At 74.8% G+C, this 26166-nt stretch carries 21 protein-coding genes and 1 pseudogene; 12 read left to right on the plus strand and 10 right to left on the minus strand.

Features of this window, described 5'->3' with window-relative positions:
• Positions 1-10: 10 nt before the first annotated feature.
• A complete protein-coding gene (locus tag ACIP5W_RS16750) occupies positions 11-718 on the minus strand; it encodes a hypothetical protein (RefSeq protein ID WP_401473121.1) in 708 nt (235 codons plus the stop codon).
• A 109-nt stretch (positions 719-827) separates the two neighbouring features.
• On the opposite strand from ACIP5W_RS16750, the gene ACIP5W_RS16755 reads away from it, so the two are divergent.
• Complete coding sequence (locus tag ACIP5W_RS16755; protein ID WP_401473124.1) at positions 828-1520, plus strand: copper homeostasis protein CutC; 693 nt, start codon at positions 828-830, stop codon at positions 1518-1520.
• Between the two features lie 91 nt (positions 1521-1611).
• Here ACIP5W_RS16755 and ACIP5W_RS16760 read toward each other — a convergent pair whose 3' ends face one another.
• Positions 1612-3663 (minus strand): HelD family protein, encoded by a 2052-nt coding sequence (locus ACIP5W_RS16760; protein ID WP_401473127.1) that lies wholly within the window; start codon positions 3661-3663, stop codon positions 1612-1614.
• Between the two features lie 315 nt (positions 3664-3978).
• Here ACIP5W_RS16760 and ACIP5W_RS16765 point away from each other — a divergent pair, with 315 nt between their 5' ends.
• Positions 3979-4191 carry a hypothetical protein gene (locus ACIP5W_RS16765; RefSeq protein WP_401473130.1) on the plus strand — a complete coding sequence of 71 codons (213 nt, stop codon included), beginning with the start codon at positions 3979-3981 and terminating at the stop codon, positions 4189-4191.
• A 70-nt stretch (positions 4192-4261) separates the two neighbouring features.
• Positions 4262-4654 carry a hypothetical protein gene (locus ACIP5W_RS16770; protein ID WP_401473133.1) on the plus strand — a complete coding sequence of 131 codons (393 nt, stop codon included), beginning with the start codon at positions 4262-4264 and terminating at the stop codon, positions 4652-4654.
• Between the two features lie 57 nt (positions 4655-4711).
• Here the strand turns inward: ACIP5W_RS16770 and ACIP5W_RS16775 are convergent, their stop codons facing one another.
• Complete coding sequence (locus ACIP5W_RS16775) at positions 4712-6358, minus strand: DNA repair helicase XPB (protein WP_401473136.1); 1647 nt, start codon at positions 6356-6358, stop codon at positions 4712-4714.
• 97 nt (positions 6359-6455) lie between these two features.
• Here ACIP5W_RS16775 and ACIP5W_RS16780 point away from each other — a divergent pair, with 97 nt between their 5' ends.
• Positions 6456-6980 carry an NUDIX hydrolase gene (locus ACIP5W_RS16780; RefSeq protein WP_401473139.1) on the plus strand — a complete coding sequence of 175 codons (525 nt, stop codon included), beginning with the start codon at positions 6456-6458 and terminating at the stop codon, positions 6978-6980.
• Here the strand turns inward: ACIP5W_RS16780 and ACIP5W_RS16785 are convergent.
• A complete protein-coding gene (locus ACIP5W_RS16785) occupies positions 6943-9534 on the minus strand; it encodes a helicase-associated domain-containing protein (protein WP_401473142.1) in 2592 nt (863 codons plus the stop codon). The two genes, ACIP5W_RS16780 and ACIP5W_RS16785, sit on opposite strands and share 38 nt — an antisense overlap.
• Positions 9535-9633: 99 nt before the next feature.
• Here ACIP5W_RS16785 and ACIP5W_RS16790 point away from each other — a divergent pair, with 99 nt between their 5' ends.
• From ACIP5W_RS16790 to ACIP5W_RS16800, 3 genes are all read left to right on the plus strand, one after another.
• The gene (locus tag ACIP5W_RS16790; RefSeq protein WP_401473145.1) at positions 9634-9762 is read left to right on the plus strand and encodes a hypothetical protein; all 129 of its coding nucleotides are present in this window, start codon (positions 9634-9636) and stop codon (positions 9760-9762) included.
• 46 nt (positions 9763-9808) lie between these two features.
• Positions 9809-10798 (plus strand): hypothetical protein, encoded by a 990-nt coding sequence (locus ACIP5W_RS16795; protein ID WP_401473148.1) that lies wholly within the window; start codon positions 9809-9811, stop codon positions 10796-10798.
• A 698-nt stretch (positions 10799-11496) separates the two neighbouring features.
• On the plus strand, positions 11497-12132 hold the full coding sequence (locus ACIP5W_RS16800) for an HAD family hydrolase (RefSeq protein ID WP_401473151.1): 636 nt from the start codon (positions 11497-11499) through the stop codon (positions 12130-12132).
• Positions 12133-12186: 54 nt separating this feature from the next.
• On the opposite strand, the gene ACIP5W_RS16805 is transcribed toward ACIP5W_RS16800, so the two are convergent.
• Positions 12187-12435, minus strand: coding sequence for a hypothetical protein (locus ACIP5W_RS16805; RefSeq protein WP_382785468.1), 249 nt, complete (start codon positions 12433-12435; stop codon positions 12187-12189).
• A gap of 164 nt (positions 12436-12599) precedes the next feature.
• Between ACIP5W_RS16805 and ACIP5W_RS16810 the strand changes: the two genes are divergently transcribed.
• Positions 12600-12983 (plus strand): cold-shock protein, encoded by a 384-nt coding sequence (locus ACIP5W_RS16810; protein WP_401473154.1) that lies wholly within the window; start codon positions 12600-12602, stop codon positions 12981-12983.
• A gap of 20 nt (positions 12984-13003) precedes the next feature.
• Here the strand turns inward: ACIP5W_RS16810 and ACIP5W_RS16815 are convergent, their stop codons facing one another.
• From ACIP5W_RS16815 to ACIP5W_RS16830, 4 genes and pseudogenes are all read right to left on the minus strand, one after another.
• Entirely contained in the window at positions 13004-13882 is an 879-nt protein-coding gene (locus ACIP5W_RS16815) for a 1,4-dihydroxy-6-naphthoate synthase (protein ID WP_401473157.1), read from the minus strand.
• Complete coding sequence (locus tag ACIP5W_RS16820; RefSeq protein ID WP_401473160.1) at positions 13872-14630, minus strand: futalosine hydrolase; 759 nt, start codon at positions 14628-14630, stop codon at positions 13872-13874. The genes ACIP5W_RS16815 and ACIP5W_RS16820 overlap by 11 nt, the downstream gene beginning before the upstream one ends.
• A complete protein-coding gene (locus tag ACIP5W_RS16825) occupies positions 14600-15079 on the minus strand; it encodes a DUF2771 domain-containing protein (protein ID WP_401473335.1) in 480 nt (159 codons plus the stop codon). The genes ACIP5W_RS16820 and ACIP5W_RS16825 overlap by 31 nt, the downstream gene beginning before the upstream one ends.
• 187 nt (positions 15080-15266) lie before the next feature.
• Positions 15267-16699, minus strand: a pseudogene (locus ACIP5W_RS16830) (MFS transporter).
• A gap of 402 nt (positions 16700-17101) precedes the next feature.
• On the opposite strand from ACIP5W_RS16830, the gene ACIP5W_RS16835 reads away from it, so the two are divergent.
• The 4 genes from ACIP5W_RS16835 to ACIP5W_RS16850 all read left to right on the plus strand — a co-directional run bounded on the left by ACIP5W_RS16835 (position 17102) and on the right by ACIP5W_RS16850 (position 23478).
• On the plus strand, positions 17102-18028 hold the full coding sequence (locus ACIP5W_RS16835) for a DUF3027 domain-containing protein (protein WP_401473163.1): 927 nt from the start codon (positions 17102-17104) through the stop codon (positions 18026-18028).
• A gap of 305 nt (positions 18029-18333) precedes the next feature.
• Positions 18334-21459: a sacsin N-terminal ATP-binding-like domain-containing protein gene (locus ACIP5W_RS16840; protein ID WP_401473166.1), complete on the plus strand. Its 3126-nt coding sequence runs from the start codon at positions 18334-18336 to the stop codon at positions 21457-21459.
• Positions 21460-21704: 245 nt separating this feature from the next.
• Positions 21705-22574 carry a hypothetical protein gene (locus ACIP5W_RS16845; RefSeq protein ID WP_401473169.1) on the plus strand — a complete coding sequence of 290 codons (870 nt, stop codon included), beginning with the start codon at positions 21705-21707 and terminating at the stop codon, positions 22572-22574.
• A 106-nt stretch (positions 22575-22680) separates the two neighbouring features.
• On the plus strand, positions 22681-23478 hold the full coding sequence (locus ACIP5W_RS16850; RefSeq protein WP_401473172.1) for a hypothetical protein: 798 nt from the start codon (positions 22681-22683) through the stop codon (positions 23476-23478).
• Between the two features lie 146 nt (positions 23479-23624).
• On the opposite strand, the gene ACIP5W_RS16855 is transcribed toward ACIP5W_RS16850, so the two are convergent.
• Entirely contained in the window at positions 23625-26003 is a 2379-nt protein-coding gene (locus tag ACIP5W_RS16855; RefSeq protein WP_401473175.1) for an HAD-IC family P-type ATPase, read from the minus strand.
• Positions 26004-26166: the final 163 nt, after the last annotated feature.

Below are 26166 nucleotides of genomic sequence, written 5' to 3' on the forward strand. Positions count from 1 at the left end.
GGCGCGGGGCTCAGATCGACAGCATGTCCAGCTCCGCGCGCATGTTGTACCGGGCGGTCGCCTCCCACCGCCCCGCCCCGTACGGGGTGCGGAACAGGCGGGGCAGGCCGAGGAGACGGCGCAGTACGGCGGCCCGGCCCTCGCGGAAGGCGTCGTCGGGCAGGAAGTGGTACTCCTCGCGGATCTCGGCCGCGTAGGCGGCGTACGCCGACGGTGGCGCGGCGAGGATCGCGAGGTCGGCGTCGCACAGCACCTGGCCGTCGCGGTCGTCGTCGGCCGGGTCGTGGGTGACGGTGAGCCGGACCAGGCGGGCCACCTCGGCGGTCTTCGCCGCCGGCAGTCCGGCCTCGGGGAGCGCGCGCTCGGCGAGGCGGGCGGAGCGGTCCTCGTTCTCGGAGCGGTCGGGGAGGTGGACGGCGTCGTGGAACCAGGCGGCCAGGCGGACGACGTCCGGGTCGTCGGCGTACTCCTGGAGCGTGTCGATCCGGTCGAGGACCGCGGTGAGGTGGGTGAGCGTGTGGTAGCGGCGCTGCGGCTCCTGCCAGCGGCGCAGGAGGTCGTCGGCGTAGGGTGCGGGGTCCGGGGCGGCCGGGGCGGCGGGACCGGCGGCGGAGGCCGGGGCGCGGGCGGCTTCGAGGGTGCGGCGGAAGCGGGCGCGCAGGGCTTGCGGGGCGGTGTCCCCGGCGCGGGGGCGGTCGGGTGCGGGGTGGTCGGCCATGCCGTCATTCTCGCCCGGCCCGGCCGGGGACGCGGGGGTGAGCGCGGCGGCTCGCAGGCGTACCCTGGAATTGGACTAGACCTGTAGAGCCGTCGACGAATGGGGTCCCATGAGCAAGCGTGCAGTCCTGGAGGTGATCGCCCTCGACGCGCAGGACGCGGTCGCCGCCCAGGCCGGAGGCGCCGACCGCCTCGAAGTGGTCACCGACATCGCCGCCGACGGGCTCACCCCGCCCGCCGCGACGTTCGCCGCCGTCCGGGCCGCCGTCGACATCGACCTGCGCGTCATGCTGCGCCTGACCGACGGGTTCGCCGCCGGTGACGTCGGGCGGCTCGTCCGGGCCGCCGGAACGCTGCGGGCGGCCGGGGCGGACCAGTTCGTGCTCGGCTTCCTCGACGCGGAGGGCGGCGTGGACCTGGCCGCCGTCGAGCGGCTGGTCGCGGAACTGGACGGCTGCCCGTGGACGTTCCACCGGGCCATCGACCACACGGCCGACCGGGACGCCCTGCGCAAGCAGTGCGAGGGACTGCCCGGACTCGACACCTACCTCACGGCCGGATCGGCCGCGGGCGTCGACGACGGATTGCCCGTGCTGGTCGCGGAGGCGGGCCGGCAGGGGGAGCAGGGGTACGAGCAGGAGGTTCTGGTGGGGGGAGGGCTGCGGCTCGAACACGTGCCGGCGCTGCGGGCGGCGGGCGTCGACGCGTTCCACATCGGCGGGGCGGCCCGGCCGGACGGCTGGCGGGGGCCGGTGTCGGCGGAGGCCGTGGGGGAGTGGCGGCGGGTACTGGACGAGGGGTGAGGCGAGGGGGCCGGGGCCTGCGCCGGGAGCGGAGGAACGCCTCCCCCGCCCCCGGTCCCCGCTCGAACGGGGACCGGGGGCGGAAGGGCGGTCACCGGTCGGCCAGTTGGGGCGGCAGGGCGGTGGCGTGGGTGACCACCAGCCCCGAGACGGCTCGGGTCAGCGCCACGTACAGGCGGCGCAGTCCCGTCCGTTCGTCCGGCTCGGCCTCCACCACCGCGCCCGGCTCGTCCAGGACGACGTGGTCGTACTCCAGGCCCTTGGCCAGGGAGGCCGGGACCAGGGTCAGGCGGGTCTCCCGGGTGGTCTCCTCGCCCGGGGCCAGGAAGGGGATCCCCGCCGCCCCGAGGGCCTTCGCCAGTGCGGGCACGCGGGCGTCGGCCGCGATCAGGCCCGTCGACCCCTCGTTGCGGAGCGACTCCTCGCAGGCGGCGACGACGTCCCCGTCGTGCGACACCGCGCGGATCTCGAAGAAGCCGGGGTTCTCCCGGACGGAGGCGACCGGCGTCAGGCCCGGCGCGATGTGCGGCAGCAGCCGGGAGGCGTAGGCGATGACGTCCGTCGGGACGCGGAAACCGGCCGTCAGTTCCTCGACGACCGCGTCGGCCTTGCCGAGGTGCGCGAGGGCCTCCTCCCAACTGCGCGTCGCCCAGGGCGTGGTGCCCTGCGCCAGATCACCCAGGACGGTCGCGCTGCCCGTGGTGCAGCGGCGGCCGACCGCGCGGTACTGCATGGGGGACAGGTCCTGCGCCTCGTCGAGGACGACATGGCCCAGGGAGTGCGTGCGCTCCACGAGGTCGCCGGCCTCGTCGATCAGCACCGCGTCCGCGGCGGACCACCTGGCCGACCTCACCGACCGCACCGGCTTCGCCCACAGGATCGCCGTGCGCTCCTCCTCGGTCAGGATCCCCTCCGCGTGTTCCGCGAGGAACTCCGCGTCCGTGAGCAGCCGCAGCACCAGCTTCGCCGGGTCGACGGGCGGCCAGACGGCCTTCACGGCGGCCTTGACGGCGCTGTTGCGGGCCACGGCGTCCTGCACCCGGTCGTCGGGCGCCTCTCCGGCCCGCTCCATCTGCACCAGCACGGCGTGCGCGACGCGCTGCGGGAGGGCGTCGCGGGCGGCACCGTAGCGGATGTCGCGGTCGAGCAACTCGCGGACGATCTGCTCCAGTTCGTACGCCGGGACCCGCCAGCGGCGCGATCCGCGGACGACGACGACCGGCTCGGTCGGCAGGGTGACGTGGGAGTACAGCGCCCGCCGCAGCACCTCGGCCATCCTCGCGTCGCCCTTGACGACCGCCGCGGGGGCCTCGTCCGTGCCCCGCACCTCCACCTGCGCGACGAGGTCGTCGACGGTGGCCTGGCGGACCGTCAGCTCGCCCAGCGCGGGGAGCACCTGCTCGATGTAGCTGAGGAAGGACCGGTTCGGGCCGATGACCAGCGTGCCGGTGCGGGCCAGCCGCTCGCGGTGCGCGTACAGCAGGTACGCCACCCGGTGCAGGCCGACGGCCGTCTTCCCGGTGCCGGGGCCGCCCTGCACGCACACCGAGCCGCCCAGCCCGCTGCGGACGATCTCGTCCTGCTCGGGCTGGATGGTGGCGACGATGTCCCGCATCGGACCGACACGCGGCCGCTCGATCTCCCGCTGGAGCAGCTTGCTGGTGCCGGCCGCCTCGGCCGGGTCCGAGAGGTGCTCGTCCTCGTACGCGGTGAGGTCGCCGCCGGTGTAGCCGAAGCGGCGCCTGAGGCCGACGTCCATCGGGTCCTTCCTGGAGGCCCGGTAGAACGGCTGCGAGACCGGCGCGCGCCAGTCGATGACCATCGGGTCGCCGTCGTGGTCGTGGACGTGCCGGCGCCCGATGTAGAAGCGTTCCCCTTCCGCGCCCTCGGCCCGCTCGGCGCCGGGGGCGCGGAGGTAGTCCAGCCGGCCGAAGAACAGCGGGGTGTCGCTGAGGTCGGCGAGCGCCTTGACGCGGTCGGCGATCTGGCGCTCCAGGATCTGCGCGTTGACCCAGTTGGCGGTGACGTCGCTGATGTCGAGGGACTGCACGTCCTCGCGCATGGCGCGCAGCGCGGCGCGGGAGGCGGCGAGGTGGGAGCGCTCGCGGAGGAGCGGGTCGGCGGCGGACACGGGCGTGGACAAGGGGGTGCCTCCGGGCCTGCGGAAAGGGGTGACTGCGGAAAGCCGTCCGGTTTCCGTCCGGGCGGCGGCGCTCCCTGGGGAGGCGGGCAAGAGCGGAGATTCTAGGACCTGGGGGCCTCGCGAAGCCAACGGGTTTCCGCCCGGCCTCCGTCCTGCCCGCCTGCCCGTCCTGCCGCCTGCCTTCTTCTCCCCGTCCCCTGGGGGACGGGCCCCTCTCCCCGGAGGAACCGCTCCGCCCGGAGGCGGACGGGAGGCCCCCCGAAGTGGCCCCCGGGACCGATGCCGCCCTTATGTCCGCGATCGCACCATGGAGGTATGAGCACAGCGACCTTCACCCCAGCCCCCGCCCCGGGCCGCCCGCCCGGCGCGACCCCCGTCTCCGGCGGCCACCACCACCGTCTGGGCGACGCCCTGCACGCGATCCGCGTCTTCGCGGGCGCGGCCTTCGACGTGGTGATCCTCGGCGAGTACGGCGAGGAGGTGGGCGTCCGCCGCAAGCACCTCGTGCTGGTCCCGCCGCGCGGCTGAGTACGTGCGGCGCCCGGCCTGAGTACCCGCGCCGATGCCCACCCGCACCGCCCGGCGGTTGGCTCGGGGCATGACGACACCGCACCCCGCGCCGTACCCGGGACCGCACGCGATGCCCGTCCCGGTCCCCGCCGACCAGGACCGCCATGCCTGGGTGGCCCCGCTCGTCGCGACAGTTCTGCTGATCTTCCTGGCGCCGGCGGCCCTGTTCCTGGGCGGTCTCTCGGCGATGGCGACCGACAGCTGCGGTCCCGACGACTGCTCGGCGGCGCTGAACACGTCCCTGACGCTGATCTACGGCATCCTCGAACTCGGCGGACCGGTCACCCTGGCCGCCTTCGTCGCCGCCTGGGCCCTGCCCTGGAAGCGCCGCTGGTCGGCCGTGCGCGCCTGCCTGGCCGCCGCGTCACTGCTGCCGCCGCTGACCGTGCTGTTCCTGGTGTTCACCCTGCCCGCGCCGTAGGCCCCGCCCCGCTCGGGCGTCCTCCGCCCGCGCCGTGGCCCCCGCTCCCGCTCCCGCTCAGACGTCCTCCGCCAGCAGTTCGTCCGCGTCCATGATCCGGTAGGCGTAGCCCTGTTCGGCGAGGAAGCGCTGCCGGTGGGCGGCGAAGTCCTGGTCGAGCGTGTCGCGGGCGACGACCGAGTAGAAGTGCGCCTGGTGGCCGTCCGCCTTCGGCCGCAGCACCCGTCCCAGCCGCTGCGCCTCCTCCTGGCGCGAGCCGAAGGTGCCCGACACCTGGATGGCGACCGTCGCCTCGGGCAGGTCGATCGAGAAGTTCGCGACCTTCGACACCACCAGCACGCTGATCTCGCCCTGCCGGAACGACTCGAACAGCTTCTCGCGCTGGGCGTTGGACGTCTCGCCCTTGATGACCGGCGCGTCCAGGTGCTCCCCCAGCTCGTCGAGCTGGTCGATGTACTGCCCGATGACGAGGATCTGCTGCCCGGCGAACCGCCGCACGATCGCCTCCGTCACCTTCCGCTTGGTCTCGGTGGTGGCGCAGAAGCGGTACTTCTCCTCGGCCTCGGCGGTCGCGTACGCGAGCCGCTCGGAGTCCGTCAGGTTCACCCGGACCTCGACGCAGTCCGCGGGCGCGATGTAGCCCTGCGCCTCGATCTCCTTCCACGGAGCGTCGAACCGCTTCGGCCCGATGAGGGAGAACACGTCCGACTCGCGGCCGTCCTCGCGCACCAGCGTGGCCGTCAGGCCCAGCCGGCGCCGCGCCTGGAGGTCGGCGGTGAACTTGAAGACCGGCGCCGGCAGCAGGTGCACCTCGTCGTAGACGATCAGCCCCCAGTCACGGGAGTCGAACAGCTCCAGGTGCGGGTAGACGCCCTTCCGCCTGGTCGTCAGCACCTGGTAGGTGGCGATGGTGACGGGGCGGATCTCCTTGCGCGTCCCGCTGTACTCGCCGATCTCCTCCTCGGTCAGCGACGTCCGCTTGATCAGCTCGTGCTTCCACTGCCGGGCGGAGACGGTGTTGGTGACGAGGATCAGCGTGGTCGACTTGGCCTGCGCCATCGACCCCGCCCCCACCAGCGTCTTGCCCGCACCGCAGGGCAGGACGACGACGCCGGACCCGCCGTGCCAGAAGTTCTCCACGGCCTGCTTCTGGTAGGGCCGCAGCGCCCAGCCGTCCTCGGCCAGCTCGATCGGGTGCGCCTCGCCGTCGACGTACCCCGCGAGGTCCTCGGCGGGCCAGCCCAGCTTCAGCAGGGTCTGCTTGATCTGCCCGCGCTCGGAGGGGTGCACGGCGACCGTGTCGGGGTCGATCCGGGCCCCGACCAGCGGGGCGACCCGCTTGGACCGCAGGATCTCCTCCAGGACCGGCCGGTCCGTGGTGGTCAGTACGAGACCGTGCGCGGGATGCTTGCTGAGCGTCAGCCGCCCGTAGCGGTCCATCGTCTCGGCGATGTCCACCAGCAGCGCGTGCGGCACCGGGTACCGGCTGAACTCCACGAGCGCGTCCACCACCTGCTCGGCGTCGTGCCCGGCGGCGCGCGCGTTCCACAGGCCCAGCGGGGTCAGCCGGTAGGTGTGGATGTGCTCGGGCGCCCGCTCCAGCTCCGCGAACGGCGCGATGGCCCGACGGCACGCGTCGGCCCGCTCGTGGTCGACCTCCAGGAGCAGGGTCTTGTCCGATTGGACGATGAGTGGACCATTCACGCGCGGCACCCTTCCCTTCACGGCCGTGGCACGCGGCCAAACGTCCAGTGTGCCCTACCGGCCGCGACGGGGGCGGGGGTGCGCCACAGTGGCCTTCATGACAGCCACGGGCGAGCGGGTCGAACGGGTGGACGAACAGGATCGGGTGATCGGGGTGGTGGACCGCGGCGAGGCCGTCGCCCGCCAGTGGCTGCACCGCGTCGCCACGACCGTCTGCCGCGACGCGCACGGCCGGTTCCTGGTGCACCGGCGGCCGGAGACCGTGTCCCGCTTCCCCGGCTGTCACAACTGGCTGATCGGCGGAGCCGTCGAGCCCGGCGAGTCCTACGAGCGGGCCGCCGCCCGTGAGCTCGCCGAGGAACTCGGCGTGCGGGCGCCGGTCCGGCCCCTGTTCAGGTTCCTGTGCCGGGGAGCGATCAGCCCGTACTGGCTCGGCGTCCACGAAGCCGTCGTCACCGGCGGCCTCACCCCCGACCCGGCGGAGATCGACCGGTACGCCTGGGTCACCGAGAGCGAGCTGTGGGACATGGCCGGGCGCCGCACGTTCGTCCCCGACGGCGCGGCGGCCCTGCGCCGGCACGCGGCTACGGCTGGTCGTCCGCCAGCTCCGCCACTCCCGTGATCCGGTGCAGCGGGTACGTCCTGACCTCGTCCGCGGTGTGGTCGTACGCCGTCACGAAGCCGCCCTCCACCCGGACCGGGGCGATGACGCGCTGGCTGGCGGACCCCTCGGCGTTGACGTAGCCGATCCACACGGCCTCGCCGGTCAGGACGGCGGCCTGCACGGTGGCGAGGGTCTCCGCGGGCGAGGTGCGGGGCAGCGCGCCGGGCGCCTGCGCCGCGGCGTCGTCGGCCGGCTTGCGGGGGGCCGTGGACGCCAGGTCACCGGCGCGGATCGCCCGGATCGCGGCCGACAGCAAGGTGTCGTCGGGGACGGGCGGACCCTCCGGCACCGGTTCCGGTGCGGTGCGGGGCGGGCTGCGGTGGGCGTCGGCGCGGGTGATCAGGACGTCGCCCTCCGCCGACTCGGCGGCCGGCGCGAACCCCATCGCCCGCAGCCCGTCGAGGAGGGCCGCCGGGTCGGCCCCGGCCGCCAGTACGGTCGGCGCGAGACGGCGCAGCCGCAGGGCGACGGCGCGCTTGTCGGCGAGGATCTCGTTCAGCATCGCGTCGTCGTCGCAGCGCACGTACGCCGAGGCGGCGCCCACCCGCAGATGCCCGTGCCGGCGCGCCACGTCGTCGATCAGGTACGCCAACGGCTGCGGGACCGGCGTACGGGAGTGCTCCGCGAGGAAGGCGTGCAGGTCGGAGGCGGTACGGCCGGCGTCCAGGGCGCGGCGTACGGAACCGGGCGTGAAGCGGTAGACGGTCGCCCCGCCCTTCGACTCGACGTCGGCCAGCACGCCCAGCATGTCGGCGAGCGGCCGGTGCAGCGGGCCCGGCGCCACCGCGGTGAGGTCAGCCTGGAGCAGCACGTGGTCCAGCGGCTCGGGAAGCAGCGGCGCCAGCAGCCGCACGGCGGCGGCGGAGGCGGCGGCCTGCTCGGCGGCCGGGAGAGGGCCGGGCGCGAGGGTCGTCGCGGCCGTGGCCGCGGTGTGGTGGGGGAAGGGAAGCTTGTCGCCGGGGCCCGGTGCGGCGTGTGCGCCTCCGGCCGCGGGAGACGCCTCGTCGCCTCGGGCCGCCGGCCGGTCCGCCGCCGGGCCGAGGAGGGCCCGGCCCTGGGACGACAGGGCGCCTCGGCCCGTGACGCCCAGCAGTTCCGCCTCCGACAGGGCCCAGCCGGCCAGCCGGGCGCGCAGGTCGTCCTCGCGCTGGGGTCCGCGCAGGGGGCGCTCCCAGCTCAGCCGGGCGAGCACCGACTCGGCGGTCGGCGCGGTGCCCTCCGTGAGCCCGGCCAGCAGCGCCAGCACCCGGCGGCGCACCTCCGGCGCGGCCGAGCGGTCCAGGCCCGGCCCGAGCGCCGACAGCGTCCGCTCCTTCGCGTCCCGCCCGCCGACCAGCCCGGGCGTCCGGGTCCCCGCCAGCCAGGCCTGAGCCAGCCGGACCCAGCGCTCGGCGGCCGGAAGCTCCAGCCACTCGTCGTAGGCCGGGGTGGCCGCGTACCGCTCGTCGGCCTCGCCGTCGGAGGCGACCAGCCCGGCTGCGTACGCCAGCTCGACCCAGAACGCGGCCATCGGCTCCGACACGTCCAGGGCGACGGCCGTCCGCTTCAGGTCCCGCAGGCTCAGCCCGCCCGCGCGCAGCACCGCCGGCCCGCCCTCGTCCCACTCCTTCAGCAGCTCCTCGACGGTCGCCGTCGCGGTGTACGCCTGCCCCGCCGCGGCCGCGTCCACCACCTGCGGACGGTGCGTCGCGGCCGGCTCGACGGCGGGCGGCACCGGCTCGGGCGTGCGGTGCGCGCGGCCTGCCCGCAGGTGCAGGGCCACCTCGCGCGGCAGGACGACCGTGCCGGGCGAGGTCGGCAGCAGCAGCCCCCGGTCCAGCAGCCAGCGCAGCCGGGCCCCCGGCTCGGCGGTGACCTGCCCGTACGGCGGCCCCCACACCAGCCGGTCCAGTACGTCGAGGGACTCGGCGGGAGCCCCGGCGAGCAGCGCGCCCATCTTCCGGCGGTCGCCGAACAGGCCGGCCAGCGCGCCGGCCGCGGAGACGGGGTCATGGGTGGACGGCAGCCCGGCGGCCGTCACGATCTCCTGGATCCGGCCCGGCGACATGCCCGCGGTGGCCTCCCGCACGGACGGGCCGAGCCCGGTCGGCGAGGGGTGCTGCGGGGACGGGGCGAGCAGCTCGCGCGCGGTGCGCACCAGCCGGAGCCGGTCGTCGTCGCCCCAGACCAGGGCCTGCTCCCGCAGCACGGCCACCGCCCCCGGAAGGGCGGCGGCGACGGCCGCGTCCCGCTCGTCCCCCGCCATCAGCCCCAGCAGCTCCTCGTACGCCGCCGGTTCCGCCGCCACGGCCAGCGCCTCCGCCGTCTGGAGCGTGAACCGGTCCAGCCGCTCCAGGGCCCGCACCACCGACGCCCGGGTCCCGGCGCGGGTGGCGAGCTGGGTGAGGTCGGTGGGGACCGGCGTGACGAGGTCGGGGCGGGCGCGCAGGAGCGCGGCCAGGGACGTGTCGTCCCGGGCACGGAGCGCCTCCGCGAGGGAACGCGGGGCCGAGGGCTTCTCGTCGCTGCTCATCCGCTCCACGGTAGCGGGTGGCGGGCCCGGGAAGAGGGTGCCGCCGGGGCCGGGAACCCGTGCGCCGGGCGGGTGACGGACGAACGGAACATTTCCCCGGTGGCCCCGGAGCCGCGGAACTCCCGCCGCGAGTACGGCGACCGCGGCGACCGCCTCCGCCCGCAGGCGCCGAACTCCCTCCCCCCGCCCGCCGTCGTGAACGGCCGGGCGGCGGCCACGCTGCGCTAACGTCGTGTCGCGGGGTATCCAAGGCACCGGCCCCGGAGGGGACTTCGTGGGTATCGAAAGCGATCAGGTCGTCTACGAGTATCTGAGCCGCGTCGGCGACGTGGCGCAGCAGCGGCAGTTGTCGTCGGCCACGCGCATGCGGCTCGTGTCCGAACTGCGCAACGAGATCGACCGGCGCCGCGCCAGGGCGCCCGTCGACAGCCCGGCCGCCGTCCGCCGCATCCTCGACCGGCTCGGCAGCCCCGACGAGGTCGTCTCGGCGGTCGGCGGCACCCGCGGCGGCGCCGAACCGCAGGCCCCGCCCGCCGCGGTGCCCGTCCAGCGGCAGCAGGAACCGCCGGACGCCTCCGGACGGCGGCCCAAAGGGCTGCGGCGCGTCGTGCCCGGCCCCCGGCAGCGCCCCGACGCGCCCGCCGCCGCCCCGGACGTCCCGTCGCCGCCGCACCGCGCGGGCGCGCACGAACTGGGCGGTGTCGGGGAGACCCCGGACTGGTGGCGCCGGGAGGCGACCCCGTTCGGGCTGGGGGAGGAGGTGCCGGGGTTCGTCGGCGGGGTGGAGATCGCGGACATGCTGAGGCCGCCGCCCCCGCCGGCGTCCCCGTCGGCGCAGGGGAAGGCGCCCCCCACGGCGCCGGTACCGGAATCGGACCCGGAGGAGCCCGCCGCCCGCCGCCGCTTCCTTCCGGCGCTGCCCCGCGGCCGCTGGAGCAACCCGCTGCTGCTCATCGCCGCCGCCTGCCTGGTGGCGGGCACGGTGACCGGCCAGTGGCTCGCGCTGCTCGTCGGCTGGGCCATCGCCTACGCCTCCCGGCGGCTGTCCGACCGCGAGACCAAGTGGGCGGTCATGGTCCTGCCCGGTCTCGCCGTCGCCGCGGGCGTCGGCTGGCTCTGGGGCCGTACGGCCGGCCGCTGGGGCGCCCCGATCCCCGAGGGCCACATGAACGAGGCACTGGCCGAGACCTGGCCGTGGGTCCTGCGCGGCGCGGCCCTGGCCTCGGCCCTGTTCCTGGTGTGGCGCTCCCAGCGGACCAGATAGCCGACCGGGCGGCGGACCGCACGCCGAAGGCGGGCCGGCGCCGGTGCCGCCGAACCGGGCCGCGCGGCCGGTGTTGCGGGGTGCCGCCACTCCCGGCCTCGCCCGAGCGGGGGTCCCGTTCGCCGAGCGGCAGGCCTGCCCGCAGCGTGCGGCGGCTGCCTCCGGCCGGTCCCGGCGAGCCGGCCAGGGGGCCGCACGCCGAGGGCGCCCGGTGCCGGTGCCGCCGCGCGGCCGGTGCTGCGGGGTGCCTCCCGCTGCCGGCCTCGCTCGCTCGGGGCCCGTTCCCTCCTGGCGGCGGGCCCGTCCGCAGCGTGTGGCGGCTGCTTCGGGGCGGTCCCGGTGAGCCGGCCGGGGGCTGCCTGCCGGGGGTGTCCGGTGTGGGTGGCGGCTCGCGCGGCCGGTGTTGCGGGGTGCCTCTCGCGCTCTCGGCGTGACTCGATCGGGGGATCTCCGCCGGGCCCCGCGGGCAGCCGCAGGCCGGCGGCTACTCGCCGCGGACACCGGGACGCGGACCCGCGAGTCGGGGCGGATCGGCGCCCGCCCGGGGTCGGCGCCCGCACCCGGGCGGCGGTCGGCGGGCAGCCGCGCGGACGGCACGGGGCGCCTGCCCGCGGCCGGACGGGCGGGGGCACGGGACGCCGTGGCCCCGCGAGGGCCGCGACACCGCGGCCCCCGCGGGGGCTCGGCAGAATGGGGGCATGACTTCCCCGCGCTCCGCCGCTCCCGTCGTCGGGTTCGATCTCGACATGACCCTCATCGACTCCCGGCCGGGCATCCACGCCGCCTATGTGGAACTGGCCGCCCGCAGCGGGACGTACATCGACGCGGATCTGGTGGTGACGAGGCTGGGGCCGCCGCTGGAGGACGAGATGGCGCAGTGGTTCCCGGCGGAGCGGGTCGCGGCGATGGCCGACCTGTACCGGGAGATCTACCCGGAGTACGCCGTCACCCGCACGTCCGCCATGCCCGGCGCACGGGAGGCGGTCGAGGCGGTGCGGGCGGCGGGCGGCCGGGCGATCGTGGTCACCGCGAAGTGGGAGCCGAACGCCGAGCTCCACCTGACGCACCTGGGCATCGAGGCGGACGCCGTCGTCGGCAACCTGTGGGCGGAGCAGAAGGCGGTGGCGCTGCGCGAGCACGGCGCCGGCGTCTACGTGGGCGACCACGTGGGAGACGTCCGCGGCGCCCGCACCGCCGGCGCGCTGTCGGTGGCCGTCCCCACGGGCCCGTGCGGCGCGGACGACCTGCGCGAGGCCGGCGCCGACGTGGTCCTCCCGGACCTGACGCACTTCCCGGCCTGGCTCACCGGACACGTGGCCGCCGGGGCGGCCTGACCGAAGGCCGCAGCGCCCCGCGCCCCGGCGGTCACCGCCCCCGCGCCCCGGCGGCTACCGCGCCCCGCGCGCCTGTCGGCGCCCGGCCGCGACGGACCGCAACACCCCCGCGCCCGCGATCAGGAACCCGACACCCATGAGCATGCTCAGACCGAACATGTAGGTCGGAAACGGCGTCGTGCCGAGGAACAGCGGGGCCACGGTGACCAGTGTGGCCACGGCGCCGATGAAGAACACGATGGCACCGGCACGGATCAGTCGGTCACCGGGAGCGGCGGAATTCGTTTGGGTTTTGTCACGCACCCGACCAGGGTAGTTCCCAGCGCGAAGGAACAACCGGGAGACGTCTTGTCACCCGGGCGAAGACCATTAGCCTTGGTAGCGGCGGGTCGAGGTCGACCCGCCGCGGTGTTGTCAAGAGCCGTTTCCCCAGCAGTTTTCCGACGAGCACGAGGACGAGGACAGACGTGCCTACCGGCAAAGTCAAGTGGTTCAACAATGAGAAGGGCTTCGGCTTTCTCTCCCGTGACGACGGCGGTGACGTCTTCGTCCATTCCTCGGTCCTCCCCGCCGGAGTCGAGACGCTCAAGCCGGGCCAGCGCGTGGAGTTCGGCGTCGTGGCCGGACAGCGCGGTGACCAGGCACTCTCGGTCGTGGTCCTCGATCCGACGCCCTCGGTCGCGGCGGCCCAGCGCAAGAAGCCGGACGAACTCGCCTCCATCGTCCAGGATTTGACGACCCTCCTCGAGAACATCACGCCGATGCTGGAGAAGGGCCGTTACCCCGAGAAGAACTCCGGCAAGCAGATCGCGGGTCTGCTGCGCGCCGTCGCCGACCAGCTGGACGTGTGACCGGAAGGCGTCGACCCGCTTTACGGGAAATCGAGTGACCGCGGGCCGAGGGGCGGCACCAGCCCCTCGGCCGCCGCGCGCGTGAGGAGTCCGCGTACGGCCGCGTAGCCGTCCTCGCCGAGGTCGGCCGTGAACTCGTTGACGTACAGCCCGATGTGCTGGTCGGCGACGGCCGGGTCCATTTCCTGGGCGTGTTCCATGACGTACGGGCGCGACGCCTCGGGATCGTCCCAGGCGGCGTGCACCGAGGCGCGGACGGAGTCGGCGAGGCCGGTCAGGGCCGCGGCGCCGAGCGACCGCTTCGCGATGATGGCGCCGAGCGGGATCGGCAGCCCGGTGGTGGACTCCCAGTGCTCGCCCATGTCCGCGAGTTTGTGCAGTCCGTAGTTCTGATAGGTGAAGCGGGCCTCGTGGATGACCAGGCCCGCGTCGACCTTCCCGTCCCGCACGGCCGGCATGATCTCGTGGAAGGGCATGACGACGATCTCGCCGACCCCGCCGGGCACCATGTCGGCCGCCCACAGCCGGAACAGCAGGTACGCCGTCGACCGCTCGCTCGGCACGGCCACGGTCCGGCCGGCCAGACCCGCACCGACGGCGGCGGGCGAGGCGCCTCCGCGCCCGGCCTCCCCGGTCAGCACCAGCGGCCCGCACCCCCGCCCCAGCGCGCCCCCGCAGGGCAGCAGCGCGTAGTCGTCGAGGACGTAGGGCAGCACGGCGTACGACACCTTGAGCACGTCGTGCTCGCCGCGCTCGGCCATGCCGTTGGTGATGTCGATGTCCGCGAACGTCACGTCGAGCGCGGGCGCGCCGGGGACGCGGCCGTGGGCCAGGGCGTCGAAGACGAAGGTGTCGTTCGGGCAGGGGGAGTACGCGATCTGCAAGGGGTCACCGGTCATGTCGGTTCCAACTCTCCAGGACGGGTGCGAGCTTCCCGAAGGCCGTCGTCAGGGCGGCCAGCGCCTCGCCGACGCGCCAGGCGGCGCGGTCGCGCGGGCCCACCGGGTTGGAGACCGCGCGGACCTCCAGCACGGGCACGCCGTGCGCGACGGCGGCCTCGGCGACGCCGAAGCCCTCCATGGCCTCGGCGAGGGCGCCCGGGTGGCGGGCCCGCAGTGCGGCGGCCCGGGCGGCGGTGCCGGTGACCGTGGAGACGGTCAGGACCGTGCCGGTGCGCGCTCCGGCGGCGGTCGCGGCGGACCGCACCAGGTCGGCCGGCGGGCGGTGGGTGACGGTGCCGAAGCCCAGCTCGGTCACCGGCAGGAAGCCCTCGGCGGTCTCCGCGCCCAGGTCGGCGGCGGTGATCGCGTCGGCGACGACCAGGGAGCCGAGCGGCGCCCCGGGCGCGAAGCCGCCGGCGATCCCGGCGGACACCACGAGGCCGTACGGCGTGCCCGCGAGAGCGGCCGCGGTGAGGGCGGTGGCGGTGGTGGCGGCGGCCAGGGCGGGGCCCACACCGGCCGCGAGGAGGTCGTACGCGGTGCCGGTGCCGGTGCGGTGCAGGGCCGGGGCGCCGGGCAGGCGCACCTCACGGGCCGGCTCCGGGAAGGCCCGTGCCACCGCGTCCCGTTCGGCGGGGACCGCGGTGGCCACGAGGATGCAGGCGCAGGACGTGATCAGTCGTCCTTCTTCAGCTTGAACGACCACAGGCCGGTGACCGCCTGGCTGTCCTTCTTGCCGTCGCCCGCCTTGATGGAGACCAGGGTCGAGTCGCCCTGGGCGCCGTACTGGGCGTTGAAGAAGACGCTGCCCGGGATGGTGCGGTAGGTCTTGGTGCTGTCCTCGGTGAGCGGCTGACCGTTCATCAGGATCGTCCAGCGCTGGTCGGCGATCTCCGGGTCGACACCGAAGCGGACGGTCTCGTCCGGGTCGACGGTGATGGACTTGATGTCCTTGTCGGCCAGGCACTTCGTCAGCTCCGCGGCCTTGAGGACGCCGTCCTCACCGCCGCAGGTGGCCTCCGAGCTGACCGAGGAGGAGCCGACGGTGATCGTGGACAGCGGGGTCGGCTTGTCACACGCCGACAGGACGAGCAGTCCGGCGGAAACGGCGCCGGCGGCGGCGACGGCGCGGCGGCGTCGCACAACGGATCGCATCGAGGTCATGGGGCGAAGGCTATCTGGCACGTCCGGCGCTCCTTCTACGTGGGGTGCGGCGCGGCCGCGGGTTACGCCACGCGGGCTCGGGCCCGCCCGCCCGGCCGGGCGACTTCCGGCCGGGCGGTGCGCTACGCCGGGCGGGCCGGCAGGGCGGGCGGCGGGGCGCCGTGCCGGCGGGGCGAGGTCAGGCGACCTTCGCCCGGGGCGGCCCCTTGTGCCGGGCCGAGCCGATCAGGCTCCGTGCGGTCGTCGTCCAGCCGACGGCGATGACCAGGGCGGCCACGGACAGCCCCAGGGTGCCGTTCAGCGGCATCACGATGCCGACCGCGCCCCCGCACACCCACGACATCTGCAGCAGCGTCTCCGAGCGGGCGAACGCCGAGGTGCGCACCAGTTCGGGCACGTCCCGCTGGATCAGCGCGTCCAGGGACAGCTTGGACAGCGCCTGCGAGAAGCCGGCGACGGCCGTCAGGCAGGCCACCAGGAACGCCCCGAAGAAGACCGCCGCCGTGATCGCCGCGCCCAGCACGACCGCGACCACGGTCACGATGATCAGTTCCGGGGCGCGTGAGCGCAGGGCCGCGCCCACGGAGGTGCCCAGCGCGTTGCCGACGCCCGCCGAGACGGCCACGATGCCCAGCGACACCGCCGCGCCCTGCCCGGTCAGCGGGTGCTCGCGCAGCAGGAACGCCAGGAAGAACGTCAGGAACCCGGACAGCCAGCGCAGGGACGCGTTGGCGCCCAGGGCGTGGGTGACCGCGCTGCCGACCGTCCGCAGGCCGGGGCGCTTGACCGGGCGGATGTGCGGGCCGTGCAGGTGCTCCTCGTCGGCCGCGAGCAGCGCCCGGTCCTCACCCTTGGCCGAGTCCACCTTCGGGGGCAGCGAGAAGGACAGGAACGTGCCCGCGACGAAGATCACGAAGGCGCCGTAGAGCGGGTAGCGCGGGCCGAGGAGCTGGAGGGCCCCGCCCACCGGCGCGGCCACACCGGTGGCCAGCAGGCCGCCCAGGGTGACCCGGGAGTTGGCCCTGACCAGTGAGAAACGCGGTGGCAGCAGGCGCGGCACGACGGCGCTCCTGACCACGCCGTACGCCTTCGACGCCACCAGCACGCCGAGGGCCGCCGGATACAGCTCGAGGCTGCCGCTGACGACGGCGCCGGACAGCACCAGGGCGAGGAGCGCCCGCGCGGCCATCGCGCCCGCCATCGCCGCGCGGCGGCCGTGCGGCAGCCTGTCGAGGAGGGGGCCGATCACCGGGGCGAGGAGCGCGAACGGGGCCATCGTGATGGCCAGGTAGAGCGCCACCCGGCCGCGGGCCTCGTCGGTGGGTACCGAGAAGAACACGGTCGAGGCGAGCGCGATGGTGATCATCACGTCGCCCGCGCCGTTCACGGCGTGCAGTTCGATCAGTTTGCCGAGCCCGGACTCGCCCGCGCCGTGCGCGTGCGTGGCCTTGCGGATGCCACGGGCGGTTCCGGTGAACGGCAGGTGCAGGGCACGGCCGATCGCGCGGACGGACCCGTTCACCCGGCCCGATCCGCTCACCCGGCCCTCCCCTTGTAGCCCTTCGCCCCACCGGTCCCGGTGGCGCCCTGGGGTGTCCTCGCGGCTGCCACTCCGCCATAGTGCCCCGAGAAACCGGGATGTAGCGCGGTTACCGCACGTATGGGCGCGCACTTTCCGGTTCGCGGTCGGTTCCGGGGCCGGTTGCGCGGACGGCTCGTGCGCGGCGTGCAAAGGGGCCGGGTCCGGGCCGGCGCCGGGGGGCCGGGGCGGGGCCGGCGGGGGGACGAGTGCGCGGAAACTCGGCGCGGAGTGCCGTAGAAGCACCGTCGGTGTGGGATGAGCGGCCGCGAACAGGTAGCGTGCGTATCTCAGCCATCCCCCACAATGGATGGCACAGGTGCGCCCGAGCGCGATCGGACGCGGACGTCGACGCGGCCCACTGGTCCGCTCCGTCCGCTCCGCCGCCGGTGGCAACCGCACCCGAGTGACGGCGTAGGAGAGAAGCGATACCTGTGAGCGCAGCGACCACGCGAAGCCGCACCCCCGACCGCCTGTGCGCCGAGGCCGTCGACCTCGCCCGCGCGGCGGCAGAGGAGGCCGCCGCGCCCGGCGTGGTCGGGGAGCACGTAGGGGTCCTCTCCGAGGGCGACCGGGTGGTGACGCACTTCTTCGAGTGCAGGGAGCTCGGCTACCGGGGCTGGCGCTGGGCGGCGACCGTCGCGCGGGCCTCGCGGGCGAAGATCGTGACCCTGGACGAGGTGGTGCTGCTGCCCGGTCCGGACGCGGTGCTGGCCCCCGAGTGGGTCCCGTGGAGCGAACGCCTGCGCCCCGGCGACATGGGCCCCGGCGACCTCCTCCCCACGGACGCGGACGACCTGCGTCTGGAACCGGGCTACACCGGCGAGGACGTCCCGCTGGCCGGCTCGCCCGTCTCGGAGGAGATGGCGGAGCTGGCGGAGGCCGAGGACGCCGACGTGACGGCGGCGCCGCCCGCGCTGCTGCCGGCCGTCCCGTCCCGCGGCTCCATCCCCGCGGTGGCGGAGGAGCTGGGGATGCGCCGGGCGCGGGTGCTGTCGCGCTACGGCCTGCACACCGCCGCCGACCGCTGGGAAGAGGCGTTCGGGGCGAAGACCCCGATGGCGCAGGCGGCGCCGGCGTCCTGCGTCAGCTGCGGCTTCCTCACGCCGATCGGCGGCTCCCTCGGGCAGGCCTTCGGGGTCTGCGCCAACGAGTTCTCCCCGGCCGACGGGCGCGTGGTGTCGCTGGCGTACGGCTGCGGCGGGCACTCGGAGGCGGCGGTCATGCCGAAGCCGCCCCGGCCGGCCCTGCCGGTGATCGACGAGAACCGGGTGGACCCCTTCCCGCTGCGGCCGGCCCCGGACTCCGGTTCGGTACCGGTGGTGACGGACGAGGAGTCGGCGGAGCTGGGCCACTCGTAGCGGGGGCGGTTTTCCCGCTCCCGCCCCCGTCCCGGCAGCTCCCGCCCGGCCCGGCCCGGCCCCGGGGGCTGCGCCCCGGACCCGCTCTCGGCCTGAACGGCTCCGTCCTCAAGTGCCGGACGGGCTGAAACACCCGACCGTCGCCCTCCTCCCACCGGCGTCCGGTGAACGGGCGGGCACAGGCCCGAAGGCCCGGAGGGCGGAGCCCCCGGACGGGCTGGAGGGGGTTGGGCCCCTCGATGGAAAAACGGCGGAGCCGCCTCGCGGTACCTTCGAGCTCACGGCGATGAGGAGAGTGAACCGACGTGAGCAAGTTCGTGCGGCCCGCGGCCGAGGGGGCCGATCCGTTCGGAACGGCCCGACTGCGGCGCGGAGTGCTGGACGCCTGGGCCACGAGTCCCGCCCGTTTCCGGGAGGACGCGAACGCCGAGGAGGATCTGGCGCTCGGCGGCTACCGGGACCGCCTCGTCGTCGAGCTGGCGCAGAACGCCGCCGACGCGGCCGCCCGCGCCGGCGTGCCCGGCCGGCTGCGCCTCACCCTCCGCGAGGGTGTCCTGGTCGCCGCGAACACCGGTGCCCCGCTGGACGCGGCCGGCGTCGAGTCGCTCTCCACCCTGCGCGCCTCCGCGAAACGCGAGGCCCACCGCTCGGCGGTCGGCCGGTTCGGCGTCGGCTTCGCCGCCGTTCTCGCCGTCACCGACGAGCCCGCCGTGGTCGGCCGGCACGGCGGTGTCCGCTGGTCCCTGGCGGAGGCCCGCGTGCTGGCCTCCGAGACCGCCCGCCACAGTCCCGGCCTGGGCGACGAGATCCGCCGCCGCGAGGGCCATGTGCCGCTGCTGCGACTGCCCTTCGCCGCCGAGGGCACCGCCCCCGAGCCGTACGACACGGCCGTCATCCTGCCGCTGCGCGACACCGCCGCCGCCGATCTCGCGGAACGGCTGCTCACCGCCGTCGACGACGCCCTCGTCCTCGCCCTGCCGGGCCTTGAGGAGGTCGTGATCGAGGTCGGCGACGCGGCCCCCCGCACCCTGCGCCGGGACACCGAAGGCGCCCTCACGCTCGTGTCGGACACCCGGGAGGGCACGACCCGGTGGCGGATCGCCGCGGCCGACGGGCCCCTCACGCCCGACCTGCTCGCCGACCGGCCGGTGGAGGAGCGGCTGCGTCCCCACTGGTCGGTGACCTGGGCCGTACCGGTCGACGCGGACGGGTCCCCGGCCCGGCCCCGCACCAGCCCCGTCGTGCACGCGCCCACCCCCAGCGACGAGCCGCTCGGCGTGCCCGCGCTGCTGATCGCCTCCTTCCCCCTCGACACCACCCGGCGGCACGCGGCGCCCGGCCCGCTCACCGACCACCTCGTGCAGCGGGCGGCGGACGCGTACGCCGCCCTGCTGGCCGGCTGGCGCCCGGTGACCGCCGGGCTCATCGACCTCGTGCCGGGCCCGCTGGGCAAGGGCGAGCTGGACGGCGCCCTGCGGCAGGCGATCCTGGAGCGGCTGCCGCGTACGGCGTTCCTGCCGCCCGCCGCCGAGCCGGTGGAGGGCGACGACGAGCTGCCCGAGGCGTTGCGGCCCCGGGACGCGGAGGTTGTCGAGGGCGCGGGCGCCGACACCGTACGGGTGCTCGCCGAAGTGCTGCCGACGCTGCTGCCGGCCGGGCTGGAGCGCCGGGTGGAGCTGCGTACGCTCGGGGTGGCGCGGGTCCCGCTGGCCGACGCGGTCGACCGGCTGGCCGGGCTGGAGAAGGACCCGCAGTGGTGGTACCGGCTCTACGAGAGCCTCGCCGGAGTGGACCCCGAGCGCCTCTCCGGGCTGCCGGTGCCCCTCGCCGACGGCCGGACGACGATCGGCCCCCGCCAGGTGCTGCTGCCCACCCCGGACGCGGCCCGGCTCGACACCGAGGTCCTCGCCCGCCTCGGCCTCAAGGTGGCCCATCCCGGCGCCGCGCATCCGCTGCTGGAGAAGCTGGGCGCCCTGCCCGCGACCCCGCGCGCGGTCCTGACCACCCCGCAGGTGCGGGCCGCCGTGGCCGCGTCCCTGGACGACGACCGCGGGGCCTGGGACGACCAGGACACGCCGGACGCCGAGGAACTGGCCGACACCGTCCTCGCGCTGGTGCGCGACGCGGGCCTGGAACCCGGCGAGGAGCCCTGGCTGGGCGCCCTCGCGCTGCCCGACGAGGAGGGTGAGCTCGCCCCGGCCGGTGAACTCGTCCTGCCCGGCAGCCCGTTCGCGCAGGTCATCCGCGAGGACGAACTCGCCTCCGTCGACCCGGAGCTGGCCGAGAAGTGGGGTGAGCAGCCGCTCGCCGCCTGCGGTGTCCTCGCGGACTTCGCGCTCGTGCGGGCCACGGACGTCGTCCTCGACCCGGACGAACTGGAGCCCCGCGAGGGCGACTTCGCCGAACCCGACGACGCGGGACTGCTGGACGCCGTGGACGTCTGGTGCGAGGACATCCTCGACCGCTTCCCCGACACGCCCGTCCCGCCGGTCGCCACCGAGCTGGTCGCCGTCCGCGACCTCGACCTCGTCGACGACGACCACTGGCCGCAGGCCCTCGCCCTGCTCGCCCGGCCGCCCCTGCGCGACGCCCTCACCCAGCCGGTCCGGATCCTCCTCCCGGACGGCACGCACGAGGTCGTACGCCCCTACACCGCCTGGTGGTTGCGCGGCCACCCCGTCCTCGACGGCCGCCGCCCGGCGGGCCTGCTCGCGGCCGGCGGCGACCCCCTCCTGCACGGCCTGTACGACCAGGCCGACGCGACCGGCTTCGACGACGAGCAGGTGCTGCGGGCCCTGGGCGTACGGACGTCCGTGGCCGCCCTCCTCGACGAGCCGGGCGGCGCCGCCGAACTGCTCGACCGCCTCGCGGACCCGGACCGCCCGGTGGGCGCCGCCCAACTGCACGGCCTCTACGGCGCGCTGGCCGAGCTGGACCCCGAACAGGTGACCCTGCCCGACGAGCTGAGGGCGGTCGTCGACGGCCGGGTCGAGGTCGTCGACGCGGCCGACGCGGTCGTCGTCGACTCCCCCGACCTGCTGCCCTTCACGGCGGGCGTCCCGCTGCTCCCCGTACGGCCCGCGCGGGCGGCGGAGCTGGCCGAGCTGTTCCAGGTCCGCCGCCTCAGCGAGTCCGTGACGGGCGAGATCCACTCCGAGGGCACCGAGCACGACGTCCCGGAGCCGGTACGCACCCTCCTCGGCCCGCGCACCCCCGCCACCTACGTCGAGCACGAGGAACTCGTGGTGGACGGAGTCGAGATCGACTGGCGCCTGACCGGCGACGGCGTTCTGCACGCGGCCACCCTGGAGGGCGTCGCCGCCGGCCTGGCCTGGGCGGCCGGCCAGTGGCCCCGCCGCTTCGAGGTGGCGGCCCTGCTGGAAGACCCCTCCAGGACGGGCGAGTTGGCACGGGACCGCTGGTTCGACTGAGCGACTGCCCGCACGGGCGGGGTGCCCCGGATCCACCGGGGCACCCCCAGCGGGTCCGTCCGCGCGTCCGGGCCCCGGCGTCCGGGCTTCCGCGCGAAAATCTCCACCGCTTTCGTACAACCCTTCACATCCGCCATGCATCTGATCATGTGAGCCAACAGGCTCCGTGATCACCTGGGTCCTGCGCGATGACGATCCGTGAGGAACACCGCCGGCCAGGACCCTCTCTCCTCCCGGGGGAATGCATGCGCATCCGCGCCACCGTGGCCGCCGTTTCCGGCGCCCTGGCCCTTTCCGCCCTCGCCGTGCCGGCCGCGCAGGCCGACGACTCCTCGTACCGCGAGAGCGCCGCCGCGGCCTTCGCCGCCGCCCACGGCGCCTCCGGAAAGTCCGCGTTCACCACCGCCGTCGACGGCGACCTGAACGTGTCCTTCTCCAACTTCAAGATCGCCACCGCGGTCAAGGTCGGCACCACCAACCACGTCGCCACCACGGTGACCTACAAGCTGACGCACGGCGCCGAGGTCGACATCCACGCCGAGGACTTCGCCACCGGTCCGTACATCTACAAGGGCGCGTTCGCCGACCCGGACAACATCCTGTTCGGCTACTACGCGGCCACCTGCACCGACACCTCGGCGACCACCGCCACCTGCAAGGGCAACATCGACATCTACCCGGCCGACGGCGAGCTGCTGAACTCCGACGCCGGCAGCTGGAAGGGCGGCGCGCTCGCCCTCAACTACACCACCGACGACTACGCCGACCAGGGTGGCCTCGGCTCCACGCTGGTGCAGCGGAACTCGAAGCTGACCGTCAACGCCTCCCCGGAGCCCGTCGTCAAGGGCAGGACCATCACGGTCACGGGCAAGCTGTCCCGCGCGAACTGGGAGGACAACCTGTACCACGGTTACTCCACCCAGCCGGTGAAGCTGCAGTTCCGCAAGAAGGGCAGCAGCACCTACACCACCGTCAAGACCATCAACACCAGCACGACCGGCACCCTCAAGACGACCGTCAAGGCGACCGCGGACGGCTACTTCCGCTACAGCTTCGCGGGCACCTCGACCACCCCGGCCGTCAGCGCCGCGGGCGACTTCGTCGACGTGCGCTGAAGCGACTGACACCGCGCAGGGAACGGCCCGGCCCCGCACCCGGCGGGGAACGGCCCGTTCCCTCCACCCCGCACACGCCACACTCCAGATTCTCCGAGGAACCTGCATGCGCGTACGCGCCACCACCACCGTCGCCGCCGTCATCGGCGCCGTCGCCCTCTCCGCCCTCGCCGTGCCGGCCGCGCAGGCCGCGCCGGCCGGTCCGGCGGTCACCTTCTCCAACGTGAAGGTCAGCAGCAAGACCGTCGTCGTCGGCCCCACCGCGAAGGTCACGGTCTCCGCGAGCTACACGGTGACCAAGCCCGCGAACCTGAGCGCCGCCTCCTTCGACAGCGGCCCGATCCTCTACCGCGGCAGCACGCTGAACGTGGAGAACCGGATCCTCGCCGGCGACAACCCCGGCACCTGCACCGCGGCCTCCGCCACGGTCCTGAAGTGCACGGCCAAGATCCAGTTCCGGCCGGCCCGGTCCGGGGAGTACGACGACCTGATCAACTCCGACGCGGGCACCTGGAACATCGGCGCCCTCGCCATCAACGACAGCGGCTACACCGCCAAGGGCGGCTTCGGCACCGTCAAGCTGCTGCGCGCCTCCAAGCTCACCGCCGACGCCACCCCCGAGCCGGTGAAGAAGGGCAAGACCCTCACCGTCACGGGCAAGCTGTCGCGCGCCAACTGGGACAGCAACACCTACGCCGGGTACTCCGCCCAGCCGGTGAAGCTGCAGTTCCGCAAGAAGGGCGCCAGCGCCTACACCACGGTCAAGACCGTCAAGACGTCCACGACGGGCGCCCTGAAGACGACCGTCCAGGCGACCGCGGACGGCTACTTCCGCTACACCTTCGCCGGCACCTCGACCACCCCGGCGGCCACCGCCGCGGGCGACTTCGTCGACGTGCGCTGATCCGTCCGACCGGCAGGAGGCCCGGCCCCGCAACCAGCGGGGCGCGGGCCTTTTCCGTCCACGACCTCCCGGGACGGACCACCTAGGGCGTGTTTCGAAAGTGGCGTCGTCTGCCCGAAGGGCAGACGGGACTTTCGAAACACGCCCTAGGCCGGCCAGCGGCGGCCGACCCACCTCCACAGGAGTTCCAGGACGGCCCCCGCGACCGCGGCGACGCCCACCGCCGTCCACGGCATGGCCATGCCGACCAGCTTCAGCGCGAAGAAGTCCTGGAGCCACGGCACCGCCAGCACGAGCACGAAGGCCGCGCCCATGGACGCCACCAGCAGGACCCGCCACCAGGTGTAGGGCCGGGCGATGATCGCCAGCACCCACACCGAGATCAGGAACAGGGTCAGCGTCGCCGCGCTCGTCTCGGCCTCCAGCGACCCCGCGCCCGTGTAGTGGTGCCGGGCGACCAGGTACGTCACGAAGGTCGCCACCGCGGCCAGTACCCCGCCCGGGACCGCGTACCGCATCACCCGCCGTACGAAGTGGGGCCGCGCGCGCTCCTTGTTGGGGGCGAGGGCGAGGAAGAACGCCGGGACGCCGATCGTCAGCGTCGACAGCAGGGTGAGGTGGCGGGGCAGGAACGGGTACTCCACCTGCCAGCACACCACCAGCAGCGCCAGCAGCACCGAGTACACGGTCTTCACCAGGAACAGCGTGGCCACCCGCGTGATGTTGCCGATGACCCGCCGGCCCTCCGCCACCACCGACGGAAGCGCGGCGAAGCTGTTGTCCAGCAGCACGATCTGGGCCACCGCCCGTGTGGCCTCCGAGCCCGAGCCCATCGCCACGCCGATGTCCGCGTCCTTCAGCGCGAGGACGTCGTTGACGCCGTCCCCGGTCATCGCGACCGTGTGTCCGCCCGACTGGAGGGCGCCGACCATGTCCCGCTTCTGCTGCGGGGTGACCCGCCCGAACACCGTGCCCTCGTCGAGCGCGGCGGCCATCTGCTCCCGCTCGGCGGGCAGCCGGCGCGCGTCCACCGCACGGCCGTCCAGGCCCAGCTTGGCGGCCACGGCGCCCACGGACACCGCGTTGTCGCCGGAGATGACCTTGGCGCGGACGTCCTGCTCGGCGAAGTAGCGCAGGGTGTCGGCCGCGTCGGGGCGCAGCCGCTGCTCCAGGACGACCAGGGCGGTGGCGCGGGCGCCGCGGGCGACCTCGGGGTCGTCGAGGCCGTGCGGGGTGCGGGCGAGCAGCAGTACGCGCAGGCCCTGCTCGTTGAGCCGTTCCGTCTCGGCGAGGGCGGGGTCGCCGTCGGCCAGGAGGACGTCGGGGGCGCCGAGCAGCCACGTGCTGCTCTCGCCGTCGCCGTCGCCCTCGGTGAAGGCGGCACCGCTGTACTTGCGGGCGGAGGAGAAGGGCAGGGCGCCGGTGCGGCGCCAGTCCCCGGTGTCCGGGCAGGCGTCGATGATCGCCTGGAGGGAGGCGTTGGGCCGTGGGTCGGACGCGCCGAGCGCGCCGAGCACCTTGCGGACGTACCCGTCGTCGCTGCCGTCGAGGGCGCGGACCTCGGCGACGTCCATGCCGCCCTCGGTGAGGGTGCCGGTCTTGTCCAGGCAGACGGTGTCGACGCGGGCGAGGCCCTCGATGGCCGGCAGTTCCTGGACGAGGCACTGCTTGCGGCCGAGCCGGACGACGCCGATGGCGAAGGCGACGGAGGTCAGCAGGACGAGGCCCTCCGGGACCATCGGCACGATCCCGCCGACGGTCCTCGCGATCGAACCCCTGAGGTCGTTGTTCTTGACGAAGAGCTGGGTGATCACCAGGCCGACCGCGGCCGGGACCATCATCCACGTCACGTACTTGAGGATCGTGGAGATGCCGGTGCGCAGCTCGGAGTGGACGAGGGTGAAGCGGGACGCCTCCTCGGCGAGCTGCGCCGCGTACGCCTCGCGCCCGACCCTGGTGGCCCGGAAGGCGCCGCCGCCCGCGACCACGAAGCTGCCGGACATCACCTGGTCGCCGGGGTGTTTGACGACGGGGTCGGCCTCACCGGTGAGCAGCGACTCGTCGATCTCCAGACCGTCGGCCTCGACGCACACCCCGTCCACCACGGCCTTGTCGCCGGGCCCGATCTCGACGATGTCGTCCAGGACGAGGGCGGAGGTGCCCACGGCGACCGCGACCCCGTCGCGCCGGACGGTGGGGCGGGCCTCGCCGATGACGGCGAGGGAGTCCAGGGTCTTCTTCGCCCGCCATTCCTGGACGATGCCGATGCCGGTGTTGGCGAGGATGACGTACCCGAAGAGGCTGTCCTGCACCGGCGCGACGAACAGCATGACGATCCAGAGGACGCCGATGATCGCGTTGAACCGGGTGAAGACGTTGGCGCGGACGATCTCGCCGACCGAGCGGCTGCTGCGGACGGGCACGTCGTTGACCTGACCGCGCGCCACGCGCTCGGCGACCTCGGCGGCGGTGAGTCCGGTCGCCGCGGGGGCCCGGGCGGTGGCGGCGGCGTCGGTATGGGTCATGGCAACGACGGTACGTGCGGACGGGGGTGTTCACCCGCCGGAGTGGCGGAAGATCCGACCTGGGGAGGACGGCCGTCGTGCGGCGGTACCACGTGCCGTCCACGGGACCCCGACTTCCGGCTCCGGGTACACCCGGCTTCCGGCTCGGGGGACACCCGGCTTC

It is taken from the genome of Streptomyces sp. NPDC088766 (assembly GCF_044750845.1).
Taxonomy (GTDB): Bacteria; Actinomycetota; Actinomycetes; order Streptomycetales; family Streptomycetaceae; genus Streptomyces.